Annotated in this window: 19 protein-coding genes and 10 tRNA genes; 27 read left to right on the top strand and 2 right to left on the bottom strand. The window is 34.8% G+C overall.

The features are described 5' to 3' along the window. Positions 1 to 244 precede the first annotated feature (244 nt). The 24 genes from pth to AC1VAQ_RS12095 all read left to right on the top strand — a co-directional run bounded on the left by pth (position 245) and on the right by AC1VAQ_RS12095 (position 13212). Positions 245 to 808 carry an aminoacyl-tRNA hydrolase gene (gene pth / locus AC1VAQ_RS12210; protein ID WP_302600132.1) on the top strand — a complete coding sequence of 188 codons (564 nt, stop codon included), beginning with the start codon at positions 245 to 247 and terminating at the stop codon, positions 806 to 808. Positions 809 to 822: 14 nt separating this feature from the next. Then, entirely contained in the window at positions 823 to 4380 is a 3558-nt protein-coding gene (mfd, locus tag AC1VAQ_RS12205) for a transcription-repair coupling factor (RefSeq protein WP_303244275.1), read from the top strand. 67 nt (positions 4381 to 4447) lie between these two features. Then, positions 4448 to 5443, top strand: coding sequence for a peptidylprolyl isomerase (locus AC1VAQ_RS12200; RefSeq protein WP_302600130.1), 996 nt, complete (start codon positions 4448 to 4450; stop codon positions 5441 to 5443). Positions 5444 to 5632: 189 nt separating this feature from the next. After that, complete coding sequence (gene spoVT, locus AC1VAQ_RS12195; protein WP_302600129.1) at positions 5633 to 6181, top strand: stage V sporulation protein T; 549 nt, start codon at positions 5633 to 5635, stop codon at positions 6179 to 6181. A 164-nt stretch (positions 6182 to 6345) separates the two neighbouring features. Further along, positions 6346 to 7047: a nucleoside triphosphate pyrophosphohydrolase gene (mazG, locus tag AC1VAQ_RS12190; protein ID WP_303244276.1), complete on the top strand. Its 702-nt coding sequence runs from the start codon at positions 6346 to 6348 to the stop codon at positions 7045 to 7047. Positions 7048 to 7183: 136 nt separating this feature from the next. Further along, complete coding sequence (locus tag AC1VAQ_RS12185; protein ID WP_302600127.1) at positions 7184 to 7462, top strand: HU family DNA-binding protein; 279 nt, start codon at positions 7184 to 7186, stop codon at positions 7460 to 7462. Between the two features lie 82 nt (positions 7463 to 7544). After that, entirely contained in the window at positions 7545 to 7784 is a 240-nt protein-coding gene (locus tag AC1VAQ_RS12180) for an RNA-binding S4 domain-containing protein (protein ID WP_302600126.1), read from the top strand. A 69-nt stretch (positions 7785 to 7853) separates the two neighbouring features. Beyond that, a complete protein-coding gene (gene yabP, locus AC1VAQ_RS12175) occupies positions 7854 to 8135 on the top strand; it encodes a sporulation protein YabP (RefSeq protein ID WP_302600125.1) in 282 nt (93 codons plus the stop codon). A gap of 14 nt (positions 8136 to 8149) precedes the next feature. Further along, positions 8150 to 8830, top strand: a complete 681-nt coding sequence (gene yabQ / locus AC1VAQ_RS12170) for a spore cortex biosynthesis protein YabQ (protein ID WP_303244277.1) — start codon at positions 8150 to 8152, stop codon at positions 8828 to 8830. A gap of 105 nt (positions 8831 to 8935) precedes the next feature. After that, the gene (locus AC1VAQ_RS12165; RefSeq protein ID WP_302600123.1) at positions 8936 to 9214 is read left to right on the top strand and encodes an FtsB family cell division protein; all 279 of its coding nucleotides are present in this window, start codon (positions 8936 to 8938) and stop codon (positions 9212 to 9214) included. 44 nt (positions 9215 to 9258) lie between these two features. Next, positions 9259 to 9332 (top strand) — tRNA-Met (locus tag AC1VAQ_RS12160). Positions 9333 to 9442: 110 nt separating this feature from the next. Beyond that, positions 9443 to 10553 (top strand): peptide chain release factor 2 gene (prfB, locus tag AC1VAQ_RS12155; RefSeq protein WP_303244278.1). Its coding sequence is split into 2 segments (ribosomal slippage): positions 9443 to 9517 and positions 9519 to 10553, totalling 1110 coding nucleotides; the frame shifts between segments, so codons are not numbered across the junction. Positions 10554 to 10573: 20 nt separating this feature from the next. Further along, the gene (locus AC1VAQ_RS12150; RefSeq protein WP_302598939.1) at positions 10574 to 11029 is read left to right on the top strand and encodes a chemotaxis protein CheW; all 456 of its coding nucleotides are present in this window, start codon (positions 10574 to 10576) and stop codon (positions 11027 to 11029) included. 73 nt (positions 11030 to 11102) lie between these two features. Then, positions 11103 to 11696: an XTP/dITP diphosphatase gene (locus AC1VAQ_RS12145; protein WP_302598938.1), complete on the top strand. Its 594-nt coding sequence runs from the start codon at positions 11103 to 11105 to the stop codon at positions 11694 to 11696. A gap of 64 nt (positions 11697 to 11760) precedes the next feature. After that, complete coding sequence (locus AC1VAQ_RS12140) at positions 11761 to 12303, top strand: metallophosphoesterase family protein (protein WP_302598936.1); 543 nt, start codon at positions 11761 to 11763, stop codon at positions 12301 to 12303. A 109-nt stretch (positions 12304 to 12412) separates the two neighbouring features. After that, a tRNA-Gly gene (locus tag AC1VAQ_RS12135) sits at positions 12413 to 12483 on the top strand. 6 nt (positions 12484 to 12489) lie between these two features. Continuing rightward, positions 12490 to 12562, top strand: a tRNA-Arg gene (locus AC1VAQ_RS12130). A 7-nt stretch (positions 12563 to 12569) separates the two neighbouring features. Then, positions 12570 to 12643, top strand: a tRNA-His gene (locus AC1VAQ_RS12125). Positions 12644 to 12671: 28 nt separating this feature from the next. Then, positions 12672 to 12743 (top strand) — tRNA-Gln (locus AC1VAQ_RS12120). Positions 12744 to 12748: 5 nt separating this feature from the next. Continuing rightward, positions 12749 to 12821, top strand: a tRNA-Lys gene (locus AC1VAQ_RS12115). A 53-nt stretch (positions 12822 to 12874) separates the two neighbouring features. Then, positions 12875 to 12956, top strand: a tRNA-Leu gene (locus tag AC1VAQ_RS12110). A gap of 28 nt (positions 12957 to 12984) precedes the next feature. Further along, positions 12985 to 13055 (top strand) — tRNA-Gly (locus AC1VAQ_RS12105). Positions 13056 to 13061: 6 nt separating this feature from the next. Further along, a tRNA-Arg gene (locus tag AC1VAQ_RS12100) sits at positions 13062 to 13134 on the top strand. Between the two features lie 6 nt (positions 13135 to 13140). Beyond that, positions 13141 to 13212, top strand: a tRNA-Gln gene (locus AC1VAQ_RS12095). Between the two features lie 122 nt (positions 13213 to 13334). Here AC1VAQ_RS12095 and AC1VAQ_RS12090 read toward each other — a convergent pair. Further along, the gene (locus AC1VAQ_RS12090; protein WP_302598934.1) at positions 13335 to 13790 is read right to left on the bottom strand and encodes a CYTH domain-containing protein; all 456 of its coding nucleotides are present in this window, start codon (positions 13788 to 13790) and stop codon (positions 13335 to 13337) included. A 243-nt stretch (positions 13791 to 14033) separates the two neighbouring features. On the opposite strand from AC1VAQ_RS12090, the gene AC1VAQ_RS12085 reads away from it, so the two are divergent. Next, on the top strand, positions 14034 to 14579 hold the full coding sequence (locus tag AC1VAQ_RS12085; RefSeq protein ID WP_302598933.1) for a DJ-1 family glyoxalase III: 546 nt from the start codon (positions 14034 to 14036) through the stop codon (positions 14577 to 14579). Positions 14580 to 14745: 166 nt separating this feature from the next. On the opposite strand, the gene AC1VAQ_RS12080 is transcribed toward AC1VAQ_RS12085, so the two are convergent. Next, entirely contained in the window at positions 14746 to 15189 is a 444-nt protein-coding gene (locus AC1VAQ_RS12080) for a hypothetical protein (RefSeq protein WP_479903961.1), read from the bottom strand. 312 nt (positions 15190 to 15501) lie between these two features. Here AC1VAQ_RS12080 and tig point away from each other — a divergent pair, with 312 nt between their 5' ends. Together tig and clpP are read left to right on the top strand one after the other, a co-directional pair. Next, complete coding sequence (gene tig, locus AC1VAQ_RS12075) at positions 15502 to 16800, top strand: trigger factor (protein WP_302598930.1); 1299 nt, start codon at positions 15502 to 15504, stop codon at positions 16798 to 16800. A gap of 165 nt (positions 16801 to 16965) precedes the next feature. Beyond that, entirely contained in the window at positions 16966 to 17547 is a 582-nt protein-coding gene (gene clpP / locus AC1VAQ_RS12070; protein WP_302598929.1) for an ATP-dependent Clp endopeptidase proteolytic subunit ClpP, read from the top strand. Positions 17548 to 17558 lie beyond the last annotated feature (11 nt).

Genomic DNA, 17558 nt, shown 5'->3' with positions numbered 1-17558 from the left:
ACGGTGGTGTGAGAGGTCGGATAATCAATTAATGGTTATCCTCCTACTCGATTAGAGTAGGAAATAATTAAGAGGCATAGAGACTTGATGAAAATAACATATTATAACATACTGAGGTGAAGAGAAGAGTTAGCAAAATAGTCATTAGATGATTTAGAAGTAGACTTATGAATTGGAAAACGTAGTTAAATCGTGCTATGATAGAGAAAAAGAAATAATTGTTAATAGAAATTTGGAGGAAGATATGAAGTTAATAGTAGGGCTTGGAAATCCAGGCATGCAATATGCGGCAACACGTCATAATATCGGTTTTGAGGTTATAGATAGCCTTGCAGAAACGTATAATATACAAGTAAACAAAAATAAATATAAGGCGCTGATCGGAGAAGGCAGAATTGGTGGTGAGCGTGTAATTTTAATGAAGCCTCAAACATTTATGAACTTAAGTGGTGAGGCTATCCGTGCATGCATGGATTTTCAGAAGATAAGTAATGAAGATGTGATTGTAATTTATGATGATATCTCATTAGATGTAGGACAAATTCGCATTCGTGGTAATGGAAGCGCAGGTGGGCATAATGGGATTAAGAGTATTATTGCACATATGAATACACAAGAATTTCCTAGAATTAAAGTGGGCGTAGGACAAAAGCCACCAGGCTGGGACCTTGCAAATTATGTTTTAGGAAGATTTTCAGAAGATGATATGAAAATTATAGGGCCTAAGCTTAATGATGTTGTGAAGGCTGTAGAGTGTATGGTAACAGCAGATATTAATAAGGCAATGAATCTATATAACAAAAAATAAGATGGTGATGAATAGTGACTTATAAATATAAAGGCCTTGTAGAGCCTCTTAGAGAGCTTTCAGGGATGAAGGAAATGATTAGCCAGCTCGAAGTTAAGTCGGTTAATGCATTTGGAAATAATGTAGGAATTAAAGTTACCAATATGGTGGATGCTTGTAAAGGCCACTTTATTTATGGTGTCAGCGAATTTGTAAATTTACCGTCTGTAATTATTACTTATGATGAAGTAAGTACAAAAAGGATATTTGAGGATATGGAAGCACTTAAAGGGAAGGGAAAAGTGTATACGTATCCTTCTCGTGATATCCTTTTTTATAATGCGGACGTGCATAGTATGGACATTACATCTGCTCGTATTCGTGTTATTGAAGCATTAAATAATGAAGAGGATATTACACTGATTATTCCGGTACAGGCTCTTTTAAACCCACTATCGCCTAAAGCAACGTGGCAAAGTTATACAACAACTGTAAAAGTAGGGGAAATTATTAATATTACAGCCTTACAGAATAAATTAGTACAAATTGGTTATGAGCGTGTAGGGCGTGTGGAAGGAATAGGACAGTTTGCTGTAAGAGGTGGAATAATGGATATTTATCCACCTACAATGGATGAACCTTATCGTATTGAGCTATGGGATGATGAAGTAGACTCTATTCGAAGTTTCAATGTCCAAACGCAGCGTTCTATAGAAAAGGTAGAAGAACTTTTAATTGTCCCAAATCAGGAAATTGTATTTTCGCCTTCTGTTCTGCGAGATGCTGTACCTGCTATTAAAGAAGATCTTAAAAAGATTGTTTCCAAGCTGCAAGAGGAAGGAAAAAGAGAAAGTGCTGAGAAGATTAAAGAACAAGTAAATGAAGCAATTGAACAGATTCAAAATGACATTAGCCCTAAAGGGCTAGAACTCTATGTGCCATATACGGAACTTGAAACAGTTTCTATATTAGATTATTTACCAAAGCATACGATTATTTTTATAGATGAACCAGTTAAAGTAAAAGATAAAAGTGAGCGTACTTTGTTTGAATATAGAGAGAGTATGAAAGATCGTTTAGAATATGGGCATATTTTACCTAAGCAGGTGGAACTAATTTTTGAATATGAAGCAATTAGTCAAAGAATAGAAGACTTTAAAAAAGTATATCTTATGAAATTTGATTCCAGTGAAGAGCAGCTTCCAATAAGTCTTACGATGTCGTTAAATGTACATGAGCATAGTAATGTATATCGTAATATAGAAATACTAGAAGAAGATCTTAAGAAGTGGAAGGAAGATAAAGAGCGCGTTATGATTTTGTGTGGCATGCGTGCTAAGGCCCAAAGGTTAAGTGATGCCTTAGAGGAGCGAGGCTTACTCGTAAGTAATACAGAAAATCCAGAAGAAGAGGTACAGCCAGGGCAAGTTTTAATTTATAAAGGTGCCCTTGAGCGAGGATTTTATTATAAAGATCTAAACTGGCATATTGTAGCAGATAAAGATTTGTTTGGACAAGATAAGAAAGCTAGGAAGTCTAAGAAAAAATTTAGCGGTGCTAAAATACAAAGCTTCTTGGAACTCTCTCCTGGAGATTATGTGGTACATGAAATGCATGGTATTGGCGTGTTTAAAGGGATTGAGCAGATTGTCTTTGAAGGGATAAGCCGTGATAATTTAAAAATAGAATATGCAGATAATAATATTCTGTATGTTAATATTAATCAAATGGATATGGTACAGAAATATGTTGGTGCAGAAGGAAAAGCACCTAAACTTAGTAAATTAGGCGGTTCAGAGTGGAGAAAGTCTAAGGCAAAAGTAAAAAGTGCCATTAAGGATATTGCAAAAGACCTTATTAAACTATATAGCCAAAGACAATATAACAGAGGTTTTAAATACGACCCAGATAATGTATGGCAAAGAGAGTTTGAAGAGATGTTTCCTTATGAAGAGACAGATGATCAGTTAGAAGCCATTGAAGATGTGAAGAAGGACATGGAAAGTGATAAGATCATGGACCGTCTTATTTGTGGTGATGTAGGATATGGAAAAACGGAGGTTGCTATTCGTGCAGCCTTTAAAGCCGTTCAAAGTGGTAAGCAAGTTGCTTATCTTGTGCCAACGACTATATTGGCTCAGCAGCATTATAAGCGATTTGCTGAACGTATGGCAGATTATCCGATTAATGTAGAACTCCTGTCAAGATTCCGTACAGCTAAACAAGTCAAGCAAACGATAGAAGGACTTGCAAGTGGACGTGTAGATATTGTCGTTGGGACACATAGACTACTTTCTAAAGATGTGAAATTTAAAGACCTTGGACTTGTTATTATAGATGAGGAACAACGCTTTGGCGTAACACATAAAGAGAAATTAAAGCAAATGCGTACACAGGTAGATGTGATGAATTTAACGGCGACACCTATTCCTAGAACGCTTCATATGAGTCTTATAGGAATAAGAGATATGAGTGTCTTGGAAGAAGCACCCCTTGAAAGAAAACCAGTACAGACATATGTTATTGAATATAGTGAGGACTTTATCAAAGACGCCATTAATAGAGAACTAGGCCGCGGTGGGCAGGTTTACTATCTTCATAATCAAGTTAAAAATATTGAGGATGAAGCTATGAAAATTCAAAGGCTGGTACCGAATGCAAGAGTATCATTTGCCCATGGTCAAATGAGCGAGCGAGAGCTTGAGAAAATTATGATGGAATTTATTAATCAAGAGATAGATGTCTTAGTATGTACGACAATTATTGAAACAGGATTAGACATCCCTAATGCGAATACAATCATTATGAATGATGCAGACCGTATGGGCTTAAGTCAGCTCTATCAATTACGCGGCCGTGTAGGACGTTCAAATAAAATGGGATATGCTTATCTTATGTATCAGAAGAATAAGGTACTTAAGGAAATCGCAGAGAAGAGACTACAGGCTATTAAGCAGTTTACAGAACTAGGTGCTGGATTTAAAATTGCGATGCGAGATTTAGAAATTCGTGGCGCTGGGAACCTTTTAGGTGCACAGCAGCATGGGCATATGGAAAGCATAGGATATGATTTATACTGTAAGATGCTTAGTGAAGTTGTAAATGAAGAAAAAGGTGAAATCACTGAGGAAGAATTTGAAACAACTATTGAGATTAAGATTAATGCATATATTCCAGGTGGCTATATTCCAGATGAAGTTCAAAAGTTAGACATTTATAAGAAGATTGCCTCTATCCATACAGAAAGCGAATATATGGATATTGGAGAAGAAATAGAAGATAGATATGGTAATATTCCTCAATCTGTTTATAACCTTTTAGATATTGCTATGATTAAAGCAATGGCTCATGATTTATATATGACGCTTGTGTCTGAAAATCAAAAGATTGTAACTTTTAAATTTAAAGAAGATGCACCGCTTAACGCAGCAGTAATCCCAGAAATTGTGGCGGCTTATCGTGGTGGAATGAAGTTTGTAGCAGGTAAAGAACCTATGATTAAAATAGCAGTACAAGACATACCTAAAAAGGAATTACTTGCTTATATTAAGAATGTGTTACGTGAGCTTAAAAAATTGAAGAGTGACAATTAATAGGCTATAATAAGTATAAATAAAACTTATATAAAGCATAAGAAAAGCTATAAGGAGAGAGATGCAAGTGAAGGGCAAAAAAAGAATATTAGCTTATATATTAATAATTGTCATATCAACAATAGGTATAACCGGTTGTATGAATTCAGATAAAACAGTGGCAACTATAAATGGGGAGAAAATATCAGAACCAGTTTATAGAATTTGTCTCTGGATGACTCAAAAATACTTTGAAAGTGTGACAACAAATATATGGGAATTAGACAGCGTTGAAGGAAAAACACCAGAAGAATACGCAAAGGATAAGGCACTTAATTCATTAAAGCTTTCGGTAGCAGCTAAACAAAAGGCAGATGAGTTAGGCATTAAACTCACAAAAGAAGATAAAAAGCAGATTAAAGAATTCGCTAAGGAGTATATGAAAGATAATGAGGAGTTTGCAAAAGCCTTTGGAATCAAACAAAGAGACTTTGAACAATTTGTTACTTACAGTACCTTAGTAGATGAAGTGATTCAAAAGTTAGGTGAAAACTATATGCCTAATGAAGAAGAGCTTAATAAAGCAGTTAAGGATATAAGAAGTCAGCAAGAGAGCGTAGTAATAGAGCATATCCTTATTTCAAATCGTAATGAGCAAGGTGATTTATTGCCAAGTGACAAAGACGAGGCAGTGCGAAATAATGCAAAGCAGATACTTGAGAAAGCTTTAGCTGGCAACGAAGATACCTTTAAAGAATTGATTACAACGTATTCTGAAGATGGTTCAGTAGGAGATAATCAAGGCGTTTATACAATCTTAAGAGGTCAAGTGGATAGTAACTTAGAGAAAGTAGCATTTGAACTAGGCGAGGTTGGCAAGGTGTATCCTGAAATCATAGAAACGTCTTATGGTTATGAGATTGTAAGAATTGTGAAAAGAGATTTTCTAGAGGATGAAAAAGCTGAAGAGTTAGCACTAGCAGAAGTTAGATCACAGTTTGCATCCAATGAATTAGCTAAGATGAGTGAAACGCTTAAAATTGAAAAATTAGAGGCTTATGACCAAGTTAATGTAATGAAATAAGCTTTTGTATATGTGGAATCCATATGAAAATAAGGCTACAATGTTTAAAATTGTAGCCTTATTTTTGTATAAATAGTTGTAAAAAAGTAACTGTATATGCATATTTTTGTAAATTATGTAGCATAATAGTTTTAAACGAAGATATGAAACATATATATATACTTTTAGACATTAAGGAGGTTGTTTTGTTTGAAAGCAACAGGCATCGTTAGACGAATAGACGATTTAGGACGTGTAGTTATTCCCAAAGAGATAAGAAGAACGTTGCGCATTAGAGAAGGCGACCCACTGGAGATTTTTACAGATAATGAAGGACAGGTTATACTTAAAAAGTATTCGCCTGTAGGAGAACTTAGTTCATTTGTAAAGGAATATGCGGATGCCTTAGCACAAGCTACAGGACACATTACATGTATCGCAGATAAAGACCAAGTCATAGCTGTTGCCGGAGGCTCCAAAAAAGAGTTTTTAGATAAAAGTATTAGCAGTAATTTAGAAAAGGTGATTGAAAGTCGTACTATATTTAAAGCATCAAAAGATGATGCTAAATTCGTCCCTATTTTATCTGAAGGTAATACAGATGTCTATCAATCAGAAGTGATTTCTCCTATTATATGTGAAGGAGATGCCATCGGTGCAGTTATTTTCCTATCTTCAAATAAAGATGAGATGGGAGAGGTGGAGGAAAAGTTAGCTTATTCCGCATCAGGCTTCATTGGGAAACAAATGGAACAATAGAAATAAAGGCCAATAACTTTATAAGTTACTGGCTTTTTTCTATAAAAATAGAAAATAAATCATAAATAAAGTACAAAGTTATGTTAAAATGCAAGTAGTATACATATGGTGTTATAAAAAGTTAGTATAGTTAAAAATAGATAAACAGATGAAAGGAGAAAAAAATGGAAAAAAGGTATAGCTATGAGGATTTACTTGAAATTATTGCTAGATTAAGAGGAGAGAATGGGTGTCCTTGGGATATAGAGCAAACACATGAAAGTCTTACAAGCTGTTTGCTTGAGGAAAGTTATGAATTGGTAGAGGCTATTCAAAATAAGGATGTGCCCAATATGCAAGAAGAGCTTGGTGATGTATTATTACAAGTTGTGATGCATGCACAAATTGCTAAAGAAGCCCAAGAATTTACAATGGAAGATGTGGTAAATGATATTGCAAGTAAAATGGTATATCGTCATCCTCATGTATTTGGTGACATAAAGAATGTGAATACGGCAGAAGATGTGCTTGTAAATTGGGAAAGGTTAAAACAAGAGGAAAAAAATGAAGTTACACCTTATGAAGCTATGGAAAGGGTGGCGAAAGCCTTGCCAGCTCTTACAAGAAGTCAAAAGGTTTACAAAAAAGCAAAGAAATCAGGACTTGTACAAGAAGAGATTTCGGAGGTTTTTAGTCAGATAAAAGAAAAGCTTGAAAGCCTTGAAAATAGCCTACAAACAGCGGAAAATGTGCAATATGATGAAGAAATAGGGAATTTACTGCTTGACATAGTAAATTTATCCACTTTTTTTAACATAAATGCGGAATTTGCCTTGACAAAGTCAGTGGAAAAGTTTATAAATAGATTTAGATATATTGAAAACTAAGGCTTTACGCAAGGAAAACAGGTTTTGAATTTACTTTTTATAAAAGCAAATTTAGGACAAATGTGGAGTATTGAGTAGAGATTAGTATTCAATACATATATCCATGTTAAACGCATGAATAGAGGAGGAAGAAATAATGAACAAATCTGAATTAGTAGCAGCTATGGCTGTAAAAGCTGAATTAAGCAAAAAAGATGCTGAGAAAGCACTTAAAGCATTCGAAGATGTTGTTATGGAAGAACTTAAAGCTGGGGGAAAAATTCAATTAGTAGGTTTCGGAACATTTGAAGTTACAGAACGTAAACCACGTGTAGGAAGAAATCCTAAAACAAACGAAGAAATGCCTATCCCAGGTGGAAAAGCACCTAAATTCAAAGCTGGTAAACAACTTAAAGACATCGTTAAAGAAGGCTAATTAATAAAAGAAAAATCTACACGTAAGTGTAGATTTTTTTGCTTTAATAGAGTAGAAAATTTTACATTAAGAGGAGGCACTTATGCGTATTGATAAATATTTAAAGTTAAGTCGTATTATTAAAAGAAGAACAATTGCTCAAGAGGCATGTGATGCTGGTAGAGTTATGATTAATAACAAAGTAGCTAAAGCTAGTACAGATGTAAAAATTGGTGATGTGATTGAAATCAGATTTGGTGAACAAACTACTAAATACGAGGTTGTAGAGATTAAGGAACATGTAAAAAAAGAAGAAACGAGTGACTTGTACCGCATTTTGTAATAAAACAATTTTACCTTCATATAAATAGATAATAGGTAATGCCTACTATTTTATGAAAGGGTGAGCAAGATGGATGATAAAGTAAATAAGAAGCATGTCATTAATATGATTGATAGGCAGAGATTATCTATAACAGGCGTTAGTGATGTGTTTTCTTTTGATGAAAATATAATAGAGCTAGAGACCAATCAAGGCTATGTAGATATTAAGGGTGATGGGCTGCATATTGTAAAAATGAGTATAGACGATGGAGAGTTAATTGTGGAAGGCATGGTAGATGAAGTGCTTTATCATGATAATCAAGGCCCTGGTAAGAAGAAGGGCTCCATCATCTCAAAACTATTTAAGTAAGATGGTGATGATGGATGAATGAAATCGTAAGCAGCCAAGCTCTATTATTTATTACCTCTATCGAAATTGGAATTGTTATGGGGATGATTTTTGACCTCATAAGAGTTATTCGAAAAATTGTAAAGCACCCTAGCTTTTTTGTTCAAGTAGAAGATTTACTATATTGGATTGTGTGTGGTCTGATAAGCTTTTATATGTTGTATGTTACGAACTATGCAGATATTAGGCCATTTATCTTAATAGGGATTATATTAGGGGCAGTGTTTTACTTTGCCACATTTAGTATTGTATTTATGAAAGCTGCAACAGCCGTTATCAACTATGTAAAGGCTTTGTTAAAAAGGCTCTGGCAGCTTTTTTTAATCCCTGTTAAATGGTGTATTAAGACGATTAAACGCCCTATTATTTATGCTAAAAAACAACTGGCTATAGAGAAAGAAAGACAATATGTAGCATATAGGAAAAAACAAAGAGTGAAGTATCAGCAAGAGGCAGATAGACAAACAGAAAAATATATAAATGAGAAGCTTAAAAAGATTAACCTAGAAGAAAAACGAAATGAAAAGCTTAAAAAACAAGCGGAAGAAGCACATAAGAAAGAGATGTTAGTTAAAAAGAAGAATGAAAATGAAGCAGAGCAAAGACCGGTAAAAAAGAGAAGGCCGATGGAAGAAAGAAAGAAGTCAGCCCAATAAAATAAAAGAAGAAATATATTTACAAAATACTGTAAAATGACTAATATTATATATAGATAATCTTTACATAGTTTATCTAAATATAATACAAAAGCAGGGATGCACATGAGACAAAAGAAACTGATTAAACGCATAACAGTTATTATAACAGTGTGTAGCTTGATGGGATTAGTAGTTAGTACATATAATATTGATAGACTTACTAAAAAAGTAGAAATTGATATTACTACAAGTCAAGATGAACTAGATAAAAATAAGAATAAATTAAACGAGTTACAAAAAGAAATGGAAGACATGGATTCAATAGATTATATTGAGCGTGTAGCCAGAGAACAGCTGGGAATGGTAGACTCTGATACAATTATTATTAGAGAGAAACCTTAGCCTTGACAAATAGAAAAATAAGTTTATACTGAACTTATAAATATCGCGGGGTGGAGCAGCTAGGTAGCTCGTCGGGCTCATAACCCGAAGGTCATAGGTTCAAATCCTGTCCCCGCTATGGAGATCCTTAAAGCCAGTTCGGCTTTAGGGATTTTTTTTATAAAAGTACTTCCTATAAATCAGAAGGTAATATATGATTAAAGAGAGAAGACAATAAGGAGTGATAAGATGTTAGAGATGGAACAGTTACAAGCGGCACTGGTACCATACAGAGCAAAATTAAGTGAAATGGGGAACTCTCTTTGACATCGATAAGTGTAAAAAGCGAATTGAAGAACTAGAAACCTTATCGATGCAAACTGAGTTTTGGAATGATATAGACAGAGCGCAGCAAACGTTACAGCAACTAAAAGGATACAAGGATACAAATGAGAAGTATGACAAATTGTGTGCAGACTATGAAGATGTAATTGTACTTATAGAAATGGCTAATGAAGAAGATGATGATGAGTTAGCTGGTGAAGCCAAGGAGGCAGCAAAGCAGTTTGAAGAAGATTATAACGAGATGCTTATCGCTACCTTATTAGATGGTGAATATGATAAAAATAATGCAATTTTAGAACTTCATCCGGGTGCAGGTGGAACAGAAGCTTGTGACTGGGTTGCAATGTTACTTCGTATGTATACAAGATGGGCAGAAAGCCGTGGATTTAAGGTAGAAGTACTTGACTATTTAGATGGTGATGAAGCTGGTGTTAAATCAGTGACATTACAAATCAGTGGTGAAAATGCTTATGGCTACTTAAAGTCAGAAAAAGGAATTCATAGGCTTGTACGTATTTCACCATTTGATTCATCGGGTAGAAGACATACGTCATTTGCATCTTGTGATGTGATGCCAGAAATCACAGATGAGATTGAAGTAGAAATTAAAACAGAAGATTTACGTATTGATACGTATCGTTCAACTGGTGCAGGTGGACAGCACGTTAATACAACAGATTCAGCTGTTCGTATTACACATATTCCGACAGGCATCGTTGTTCAGTGTCAAAATGAACGTTCTCAGATTCAAAACCGAGAAAAAGCAATGCAAATGTTAAAGGCCAAATTACATGAAAAAGAAGAACAAGAGCGCATGGATACTTTAGATGGTATTCGTGGTGAAAAGAAAGATATTGCTTGGGGAAGCCAAATCAGATCTTATGTTTTCCACCCATATAATATGGTGAAAGATCATAGAACAGGTGAGGAGACAGGAAATACTGGTGCGGTTATGGATGGCAATATTGATAAGTTTATGAATGCTTATTTAGCTTGGATTCATCAAAAAGATTAAACATGGGGGTTGATTGTTTTATGGCGACTAAACAGCTTGTAGTATTTAAGTTACAGGGGCAAGAATTTGGTATTGATATTATGAAAGTGCTAGAGATTTTAAATTATTGTACCATTAGAAGTGTACCAGAAGTACCCAGCTATATTGAAGGCATTGTAAATGTAAGAGGAGTAGTATATCCGATTATTAATTTACGTACAAGGCTTGAGCTTACGCCTTATGAAGATGAAAGTGTATGTAAGTTTATTTTGTTAAATTTAGAAGCAGTTAAAGTTGGATTTATGGTGGACAGTGTATCAGAAATACTTACAGTTGAAGAGGACGACATAGAGCAAGCGCCACAAATTCATCAAACAGACAAAGTTAGTTGTTTAGATGGTATTGTAAAAAAAGAAGAACGCATGATTCTTATTTTAGATGTAGATGTACTAGTTTCGGAAGCAGAAAATATTGTGCTTGAAGAAATTGGTTCATAGTAGATGCGGATAAAGAGGGGTGGACACCTAAAGGTGTAGCATCCCTCTTTTGTAGAAAATGAGGAGGAAACTTATGAAACAAATTATTGTAGCAACACAGAATCAAGGAAAGGTTAAAGAAATTAAAGCGGTATTAGGAGATTTGCCAGTAGAAGTAAAGACAATGGGTGAAATAGGTATTGATATTGATATAGAAGAAAATGGTACAACGTTTGAAGAAAATGCCATTATTAAAGCAGAAGCGTTAACAAAGTATACAGATGCTCTTGTTATTGCTGATGATTCAGGACTTGAGATTGATTATTTAAATAAAGAACCAGGTGTATATTCAGCAAGATATTTAGGGAAAGATACACCATATACAGAAAAGAATCAAATTATATTAGAGCGTTTAGAGAATGTAGAAAAAGAAAAACGTACAGCAAGATTCGTTTGTGCAATAGCTATGGCGATGAAAGGCAAAGAAACACAAACAGCTGTAGAGGCCATGGAAGGTTATATTGGCTATGAAGCACAAGGTACAAATGGTTTTGGGTATGATCCGATTTTCTTTGTACCAGGACTTGAGCGTTCTACGGCTACACTCACAATGGAAGAAAAAAATGAAATTAGTCATCGTGCTAAAGCCCTTCGTGTCATGAAGGAAAAGATTAAGGGTATGTTGTAGACAAGGGTTAGACTTGTAAGAAAGATATTAAGTTGGTGGTCAAAGAAGTAGAAGGAGTTAGTGGATGAAAGTACTAGTAATAAGTGACACACATAGAAATATTAAGAATGTAGAGATGATATTAGAAAAAATAATGCCAAGAGGTGTAAAAACTGTATTACACTGTGGAGATAATATTGATGATGCGAGAAAGATTCAGGAGTTATATCCAGAACTTACTGTTCATGCCGTATATGGTAATTGCGATGGACTTGGCTATGGCGATGACTATACAAAGGTAGTGGAGGTAGAGGGCGTACCTATCTTCATGACACATGGCAATCGCTATGATGTTAAATGGGGAGATTATCAGATGCTTATGATGGATGCAATGGCTCATGATGCACAGATGGCAGTATGTGGACATTCTCATTGTGCTTACTTAGAAAAAAGTGAAGATTTTGTAATGCTAAATCCAGGGAGTATAAGTGAGCCAAGAGATGGATGTGGATATTCTTATGCAATTTTAGACTTAGAAGAAGGCAAAATAAGAGATGTTTCCATTATGCAAATAACCGGAAATGATTGTATATCAAGGCATCCAGCAAATACAACAAGGTTTTTGTAAAAAAACTAAAAAAAAGTGTTGACGTATGCAAAGGTATTAGCTATAATATGTTTTGTCAGCGAGCGAGAAAAACTTCTAGTAAAGCTTGTTGATAAAACATATGAGATATGCGGGTGTAGTTCAATGGTAGAACTTCAGCCTTCCAAGCTGACTACGTGGGTTCGATTCCCATCACCCGCTCTTGTATATCCATAGCTCAGCTGGATAGAGCAACGCCCTTCTAAGGCGTGGGTCCGGGGTTCGAATCCCTGTGGATACGGTATATGGTGGGTATAGCTCAGTTGGTAGTAGCACTGGATTGTGGTTCCAGGTGTCGTGGGTTCGAGCCCCATTACCCACCCTGTTATGAAAATCATAACTTGTAATGTAGGGTTATCGCCAAGCGGTAAGGCACAGGATTTTGATTCCTGCATTCCAAGGTTCGAATCCTTGTAGCCCTGCTTTTGGGTCACTAGCTCAGTCGGTAGAGCACTTGACTTTTAATCAAGTTGTCCGGGGTTCGATTCCCCGGTGGCTCATTCTTGACATGACAATCACCTTGTGATAAGATGTTGAGGAGGTTAATTAATATGCGGGCGTGGCGGAATTGGCAGACGCACTAGACTTAGGATCTAGCGCCGCGAGGTGTAAGGGTTCGACTCCCTTCGCCCGCATGTAATATAACAAACACAAGCGTATTTTGCGGGTGTAGTTCAATGGTAGAACTTCAGCCTTCCAAGCTGACTACGTGGGTTCGATTCCCATCACCCGCTCTTGTATATCCATAGCTCAGCTGGATAGAGCAACGCCCTTCTAAGGCGTGGGTCCGGGGTTCGAATCCCTGTGGATACGGTATATAGGGTTATCGCCAAGCGGTAAGGCACAGGATTTTGATTCCTGCATTCGAAGGTTCGAATCCTTCTAGCCCTGTATGAAGAGAAGCTGTAAGACTTATGTCTTACAGCTTTTTTGCATATAGATTTATAATTATATCAAATAGAGGAGTTGAGGTGCATTTTTGCAACCTAACTCCTCTATTTATATAAATGTATTTATGAAGTAGGTTTGCCATATAGACTAAGCTGATTATTTTTGTATCTGGCGTCAAAGGTAATATCAGCGCCAAACCATGTAGGTGCTATAAATTGATTTGCAGCATCTTCACTATCAAACTCTACTTCGACTGTTAAAAGCCCTTCTAGGAATCCATGATAAAGATCTAATTCGGCAGTTAGGTGCTTGTTCAAAGGAATATAATATCTTGTTTTTTCAATAGGATTTCCTTCTACTTTGTTATAAAGAGATAAATACTCTTCTTTTTCAATAGGCATTTCAAATTCTTCTCGTATAAGATGACCACTGGATTTAACTGTTAAAAAGAAATCATCACCCATTTGACGAAGTCTAATAACTGGTTTTGTGCTGATATAAGCTTGTGTTAATTCCTTATAAGGACATGAAGTTAAATCGGGTAAGGTTTTAACTAAATATTTACGTTCGATTTCCATAATAAACTCCTTTAATCATTGAGGGATATGCATTTTATCGCATGAATATTCATATAGCTATTATAGCATGAATTGAAATAAAATTAGAGATATAGAGGATACAAAGATGTGGTTTCAGTAGCAGGATTTGTTATAAGTCATGAAAAAGTAATATAAAATATAATGCCAAAAGAAATATATTGTATTAAAATAGTATAAGAAACATATTATAAGAGAAAAATGTAATGAGAGAGGATGTTGTGAATGAAAGTAGCAGTATATTTTGCAACAGGTTATGAGGAAGTTGAAGCATTAGCTGTAGTCGATGTTTTAAGAAGAGGTGGCATTGATGTTACCATGGTAGGTGTAACAGGTAAAAGTGTTGCCAGTGCACGTAATATTAGCATTAATATGGATCAGACTATTGAAGAAGTTGACCATAGCCAAATTGATATGATGGTATTGCCAGGCGGTATTCCAGGTGTAGACAATTTAAAAGCTAATGATACTGTTGTAAAAAATTTAAAAGCCTTTAAACAAGAAGGTAAGTGGCTTGCAGCCATTTGTGCAGGACCAAGTATATTAGGTGAACTTGGTTTATTAGAAGGTGAGAAGGCAACTTGCTATCCAGGATTTGAAGATAAGTTAGTAGGTGCGGAGGTTGTAGGTGATCGTGCTGTAGTAAGTGGCAAAGTAATAACAGGTAAAGGTGCAGGAGCTGCTTTAGAGTTTGGCCTTACTATTCTTAGTGTTATTAAAGGTGAAGAAGCTGCTAAGAAAATTGCTAAGGCTATGATTATTGCAGAATGATACTATAAAAGGTGCTACATAATCGCATGTAAGAAACAAGTCACATGGCACTTATGTAACACCTCTAAAATATAGTGATAAATCATACAAATATAACATATTAATAGATTAGTGTATTAAAGTTACTTTAATAAATTATTTTTGTCTTTAAAACTTGGAATACATATTAAAACTTGAAGATAGAAATATGTATACGTTTAAATACCTCCATAAGCTCGTGTTCATAGACAATATCCACGCCTAATTCTTTAAAGGCAGTTTCTACTTTATGGATATTAAGTGTATAAATATGAGCAATCATTTCTGCTGTGTAATGAGGTGCATTTTGATATTGCCATTGTCTCTGTATAAGGTGGCAAATATCATGAGGTAAGTGGCATATCAGTGTAAAAAAGCTTAAGCGATCTAAAGAGGTTAGACTAAGCTCGTTCATCACCCTTAAAATATTATGAGTAGTTGTCTCAAAGAGTGTAGCGACCGCATTAATGTCGTAAGGCGCCGCTGCTGTTTTTAAAAAAGTATCTATAGCCTCTAGTTTTGGTCTTATATTTGTATTGTATATGTGTTCAAAATTTGTAAGAGACATATAGCTACTTGCGAAATTATCCATGCTACTTAAACCTTCCTGTATTAAAGTACATATTAAAAAGTATTACATAAGAATATTATACGGTAGGGGGGCATAAAAATACTAGATGTAATACTTGGAATATCAAAGAAGTATTACAAAGCAAAAAAATATGACAAAAATATAATAAAACCTATAATAATTTAAAATATTACAGATGAAATATTACAAAATATATTATAGATTTTCTTAAAGAACTATGATATAATAACGAAATGTTAGTTTAAAATGCTATATTTATGCGTTGACATTACAAAAAACATGTGATTTAAACCTTAAGGAGGATAAATTTAAATGAGTACACAAGTAGAAAAAATGGAAAAAAGCCAAGTAAAACTTACAGTAGAGGTAGAAGGCGCTAAAGTTGTAAAAGCAATCGACAAAGCGTATGAAGCAATGAAAAAAGACTTCAACGTACAAGGATTCCGTAAAGGTAAAGTGCCAAAAGCTATGATCGAAAAAATGTATGGCGTTGAAGTATTCTTCAATAAAGCAGCTGATATCTTAATCGATGAAACATTATTCGAAGCAATCGAAGAAAATAAAATCGAAATTGCTGCACGTATCAGACCAAATGAATTAGAAGTAACAGAAATGTCTAAAGAAGGTATGAAATATACAGCAATCATCACAGTTAAACCAGAAGTAACACTTGGTGATTACAAAGAATTAACAGTAGAAGTAGAAAAAGCTGAAGTAACAGACGAAGAAGTAGATGCTAAAGTAAATGCTGAAGCGCAAAAAAATGCTCGTGAAATCACAGTAACAGATAGAGCTGTAATGCCACAAGACAAAACAGTTATCGATTTCGAAGGATTCGTTGATGGTGTAGCATTCGAAGGTGGAAAAGGTACAGACTATCCATTAGTAATCGGTTCAAAATCATTCATCGACAACTTTGAAGATCAATTAATCGGTAAAAACATCGGTGAAGAAGTAGAAGTTAACGTTACATTCCCAGCTGACTACCACGTTGCTGACCTTGCAGGTAAACCAGCTATGTTCAAAGTAACAGTTAAATCTATCACAGTAAATGAATTACCAGAAATCAACGATGAATTTGCAGCAGATATTTCAGAATTTGAAACACTTGCTGAATACAAAGCTGATATTAAGGCAAAACTTGAAAAAGAAAAAGAAACAGCTAACAAAGCAGCTGCAGAACAACAAGCAATTGACAAAGCTGTAGAAAATGCTAACATTGAAGTACCAGAAGCTATGATCGAAGAAAACGTTGATAGAAATGTTGACACATTTGCTAGCCGTATGCAAGCTCAAGGTTTACAATTAGATCAATACTTACAATTTACAGGACAAACAATGGAAGCTTTCAGAGAAAACTTCAAAGCAGACTCTGAAAAACAAATTGCTACACGTCTTGTACTTGAAAAAGTTGCAGAAGTAGAAAATGTTACAGTTTCTGAAGAAGAATTAGACGAAGAATTAAAACACATTGCATTACACTACAACATGAAACTTGAAGAAATCAAAAAAGCTTTCGCTGGTTTCCAAGGTGAATCTTTAAAACAAGATCTTAAAGTTCAAAAAGCTGCAAAAGTAATTACAGAATCAGCTAAAGTTGTAGAAAAATAATAATAACAACTTTTAAGTGCGGGTTAAGAAATAAAGCGGATAAGCCGATTTATTTTTTAACTCGGCATTTATATATTATCTGAATTATTTTTATAATTGCAATGAGTGGTTGTATGATTTAATATTTGATAATATAAAATGAAATGATGTGAGGAGGCTACGAAGATGAGTTTAGTTCCAATGGTCGTTGAACAAACCAATAGAGGTGAACGTTCATATGATATTTACTCAAGATTATTAAAAGACCGTATCATTATTTTAGGGGATGAGGTTAATCAAGTAACTGCTAACCTTGTTGTAGCTCAATTATTATTCCTTGAAGCTGAAGACCCAGATAAAGATATTATGCTTTACATTAATAGTCCAGGTGGCTCAATTACAGATGGTATGGCAATCTTTGATACAATGAATTATATCAAATGTGACGTATCAACAATCTGTATGGGTATGGCTGCAAGTATGGGCGCCTTTTTACTTGCAGGGGGAGCAAAAGGAAAACGTTTTGCCCTTCCAAATGCTGAAATTATGATTCACCAACCATTAGGTGGTGCAAAAGGCCAAGCAACAGACATTCAAATTACAGCAGAACATATTATTCGTATTAAAAAACGTATGAATACTATGATGGCTGAATTTACAGGTCAAGATTATGAAACAATCTGTAATGATACAGAACGTGACAACTATATGACAGCTGAAGAAGCACTTGAATATGGTTTAATTGATAAAATCATTAAATCTAAATAATAAAAAAGGAG

The sequence above is a fragment of the Cellulosilyticum sp. genome, from assembly GCF_982396655.1.
Note: the sequence above shows the minus strand (reverse complement) of the source record. Positions and strands in the feature narration are given on the sequence as shown.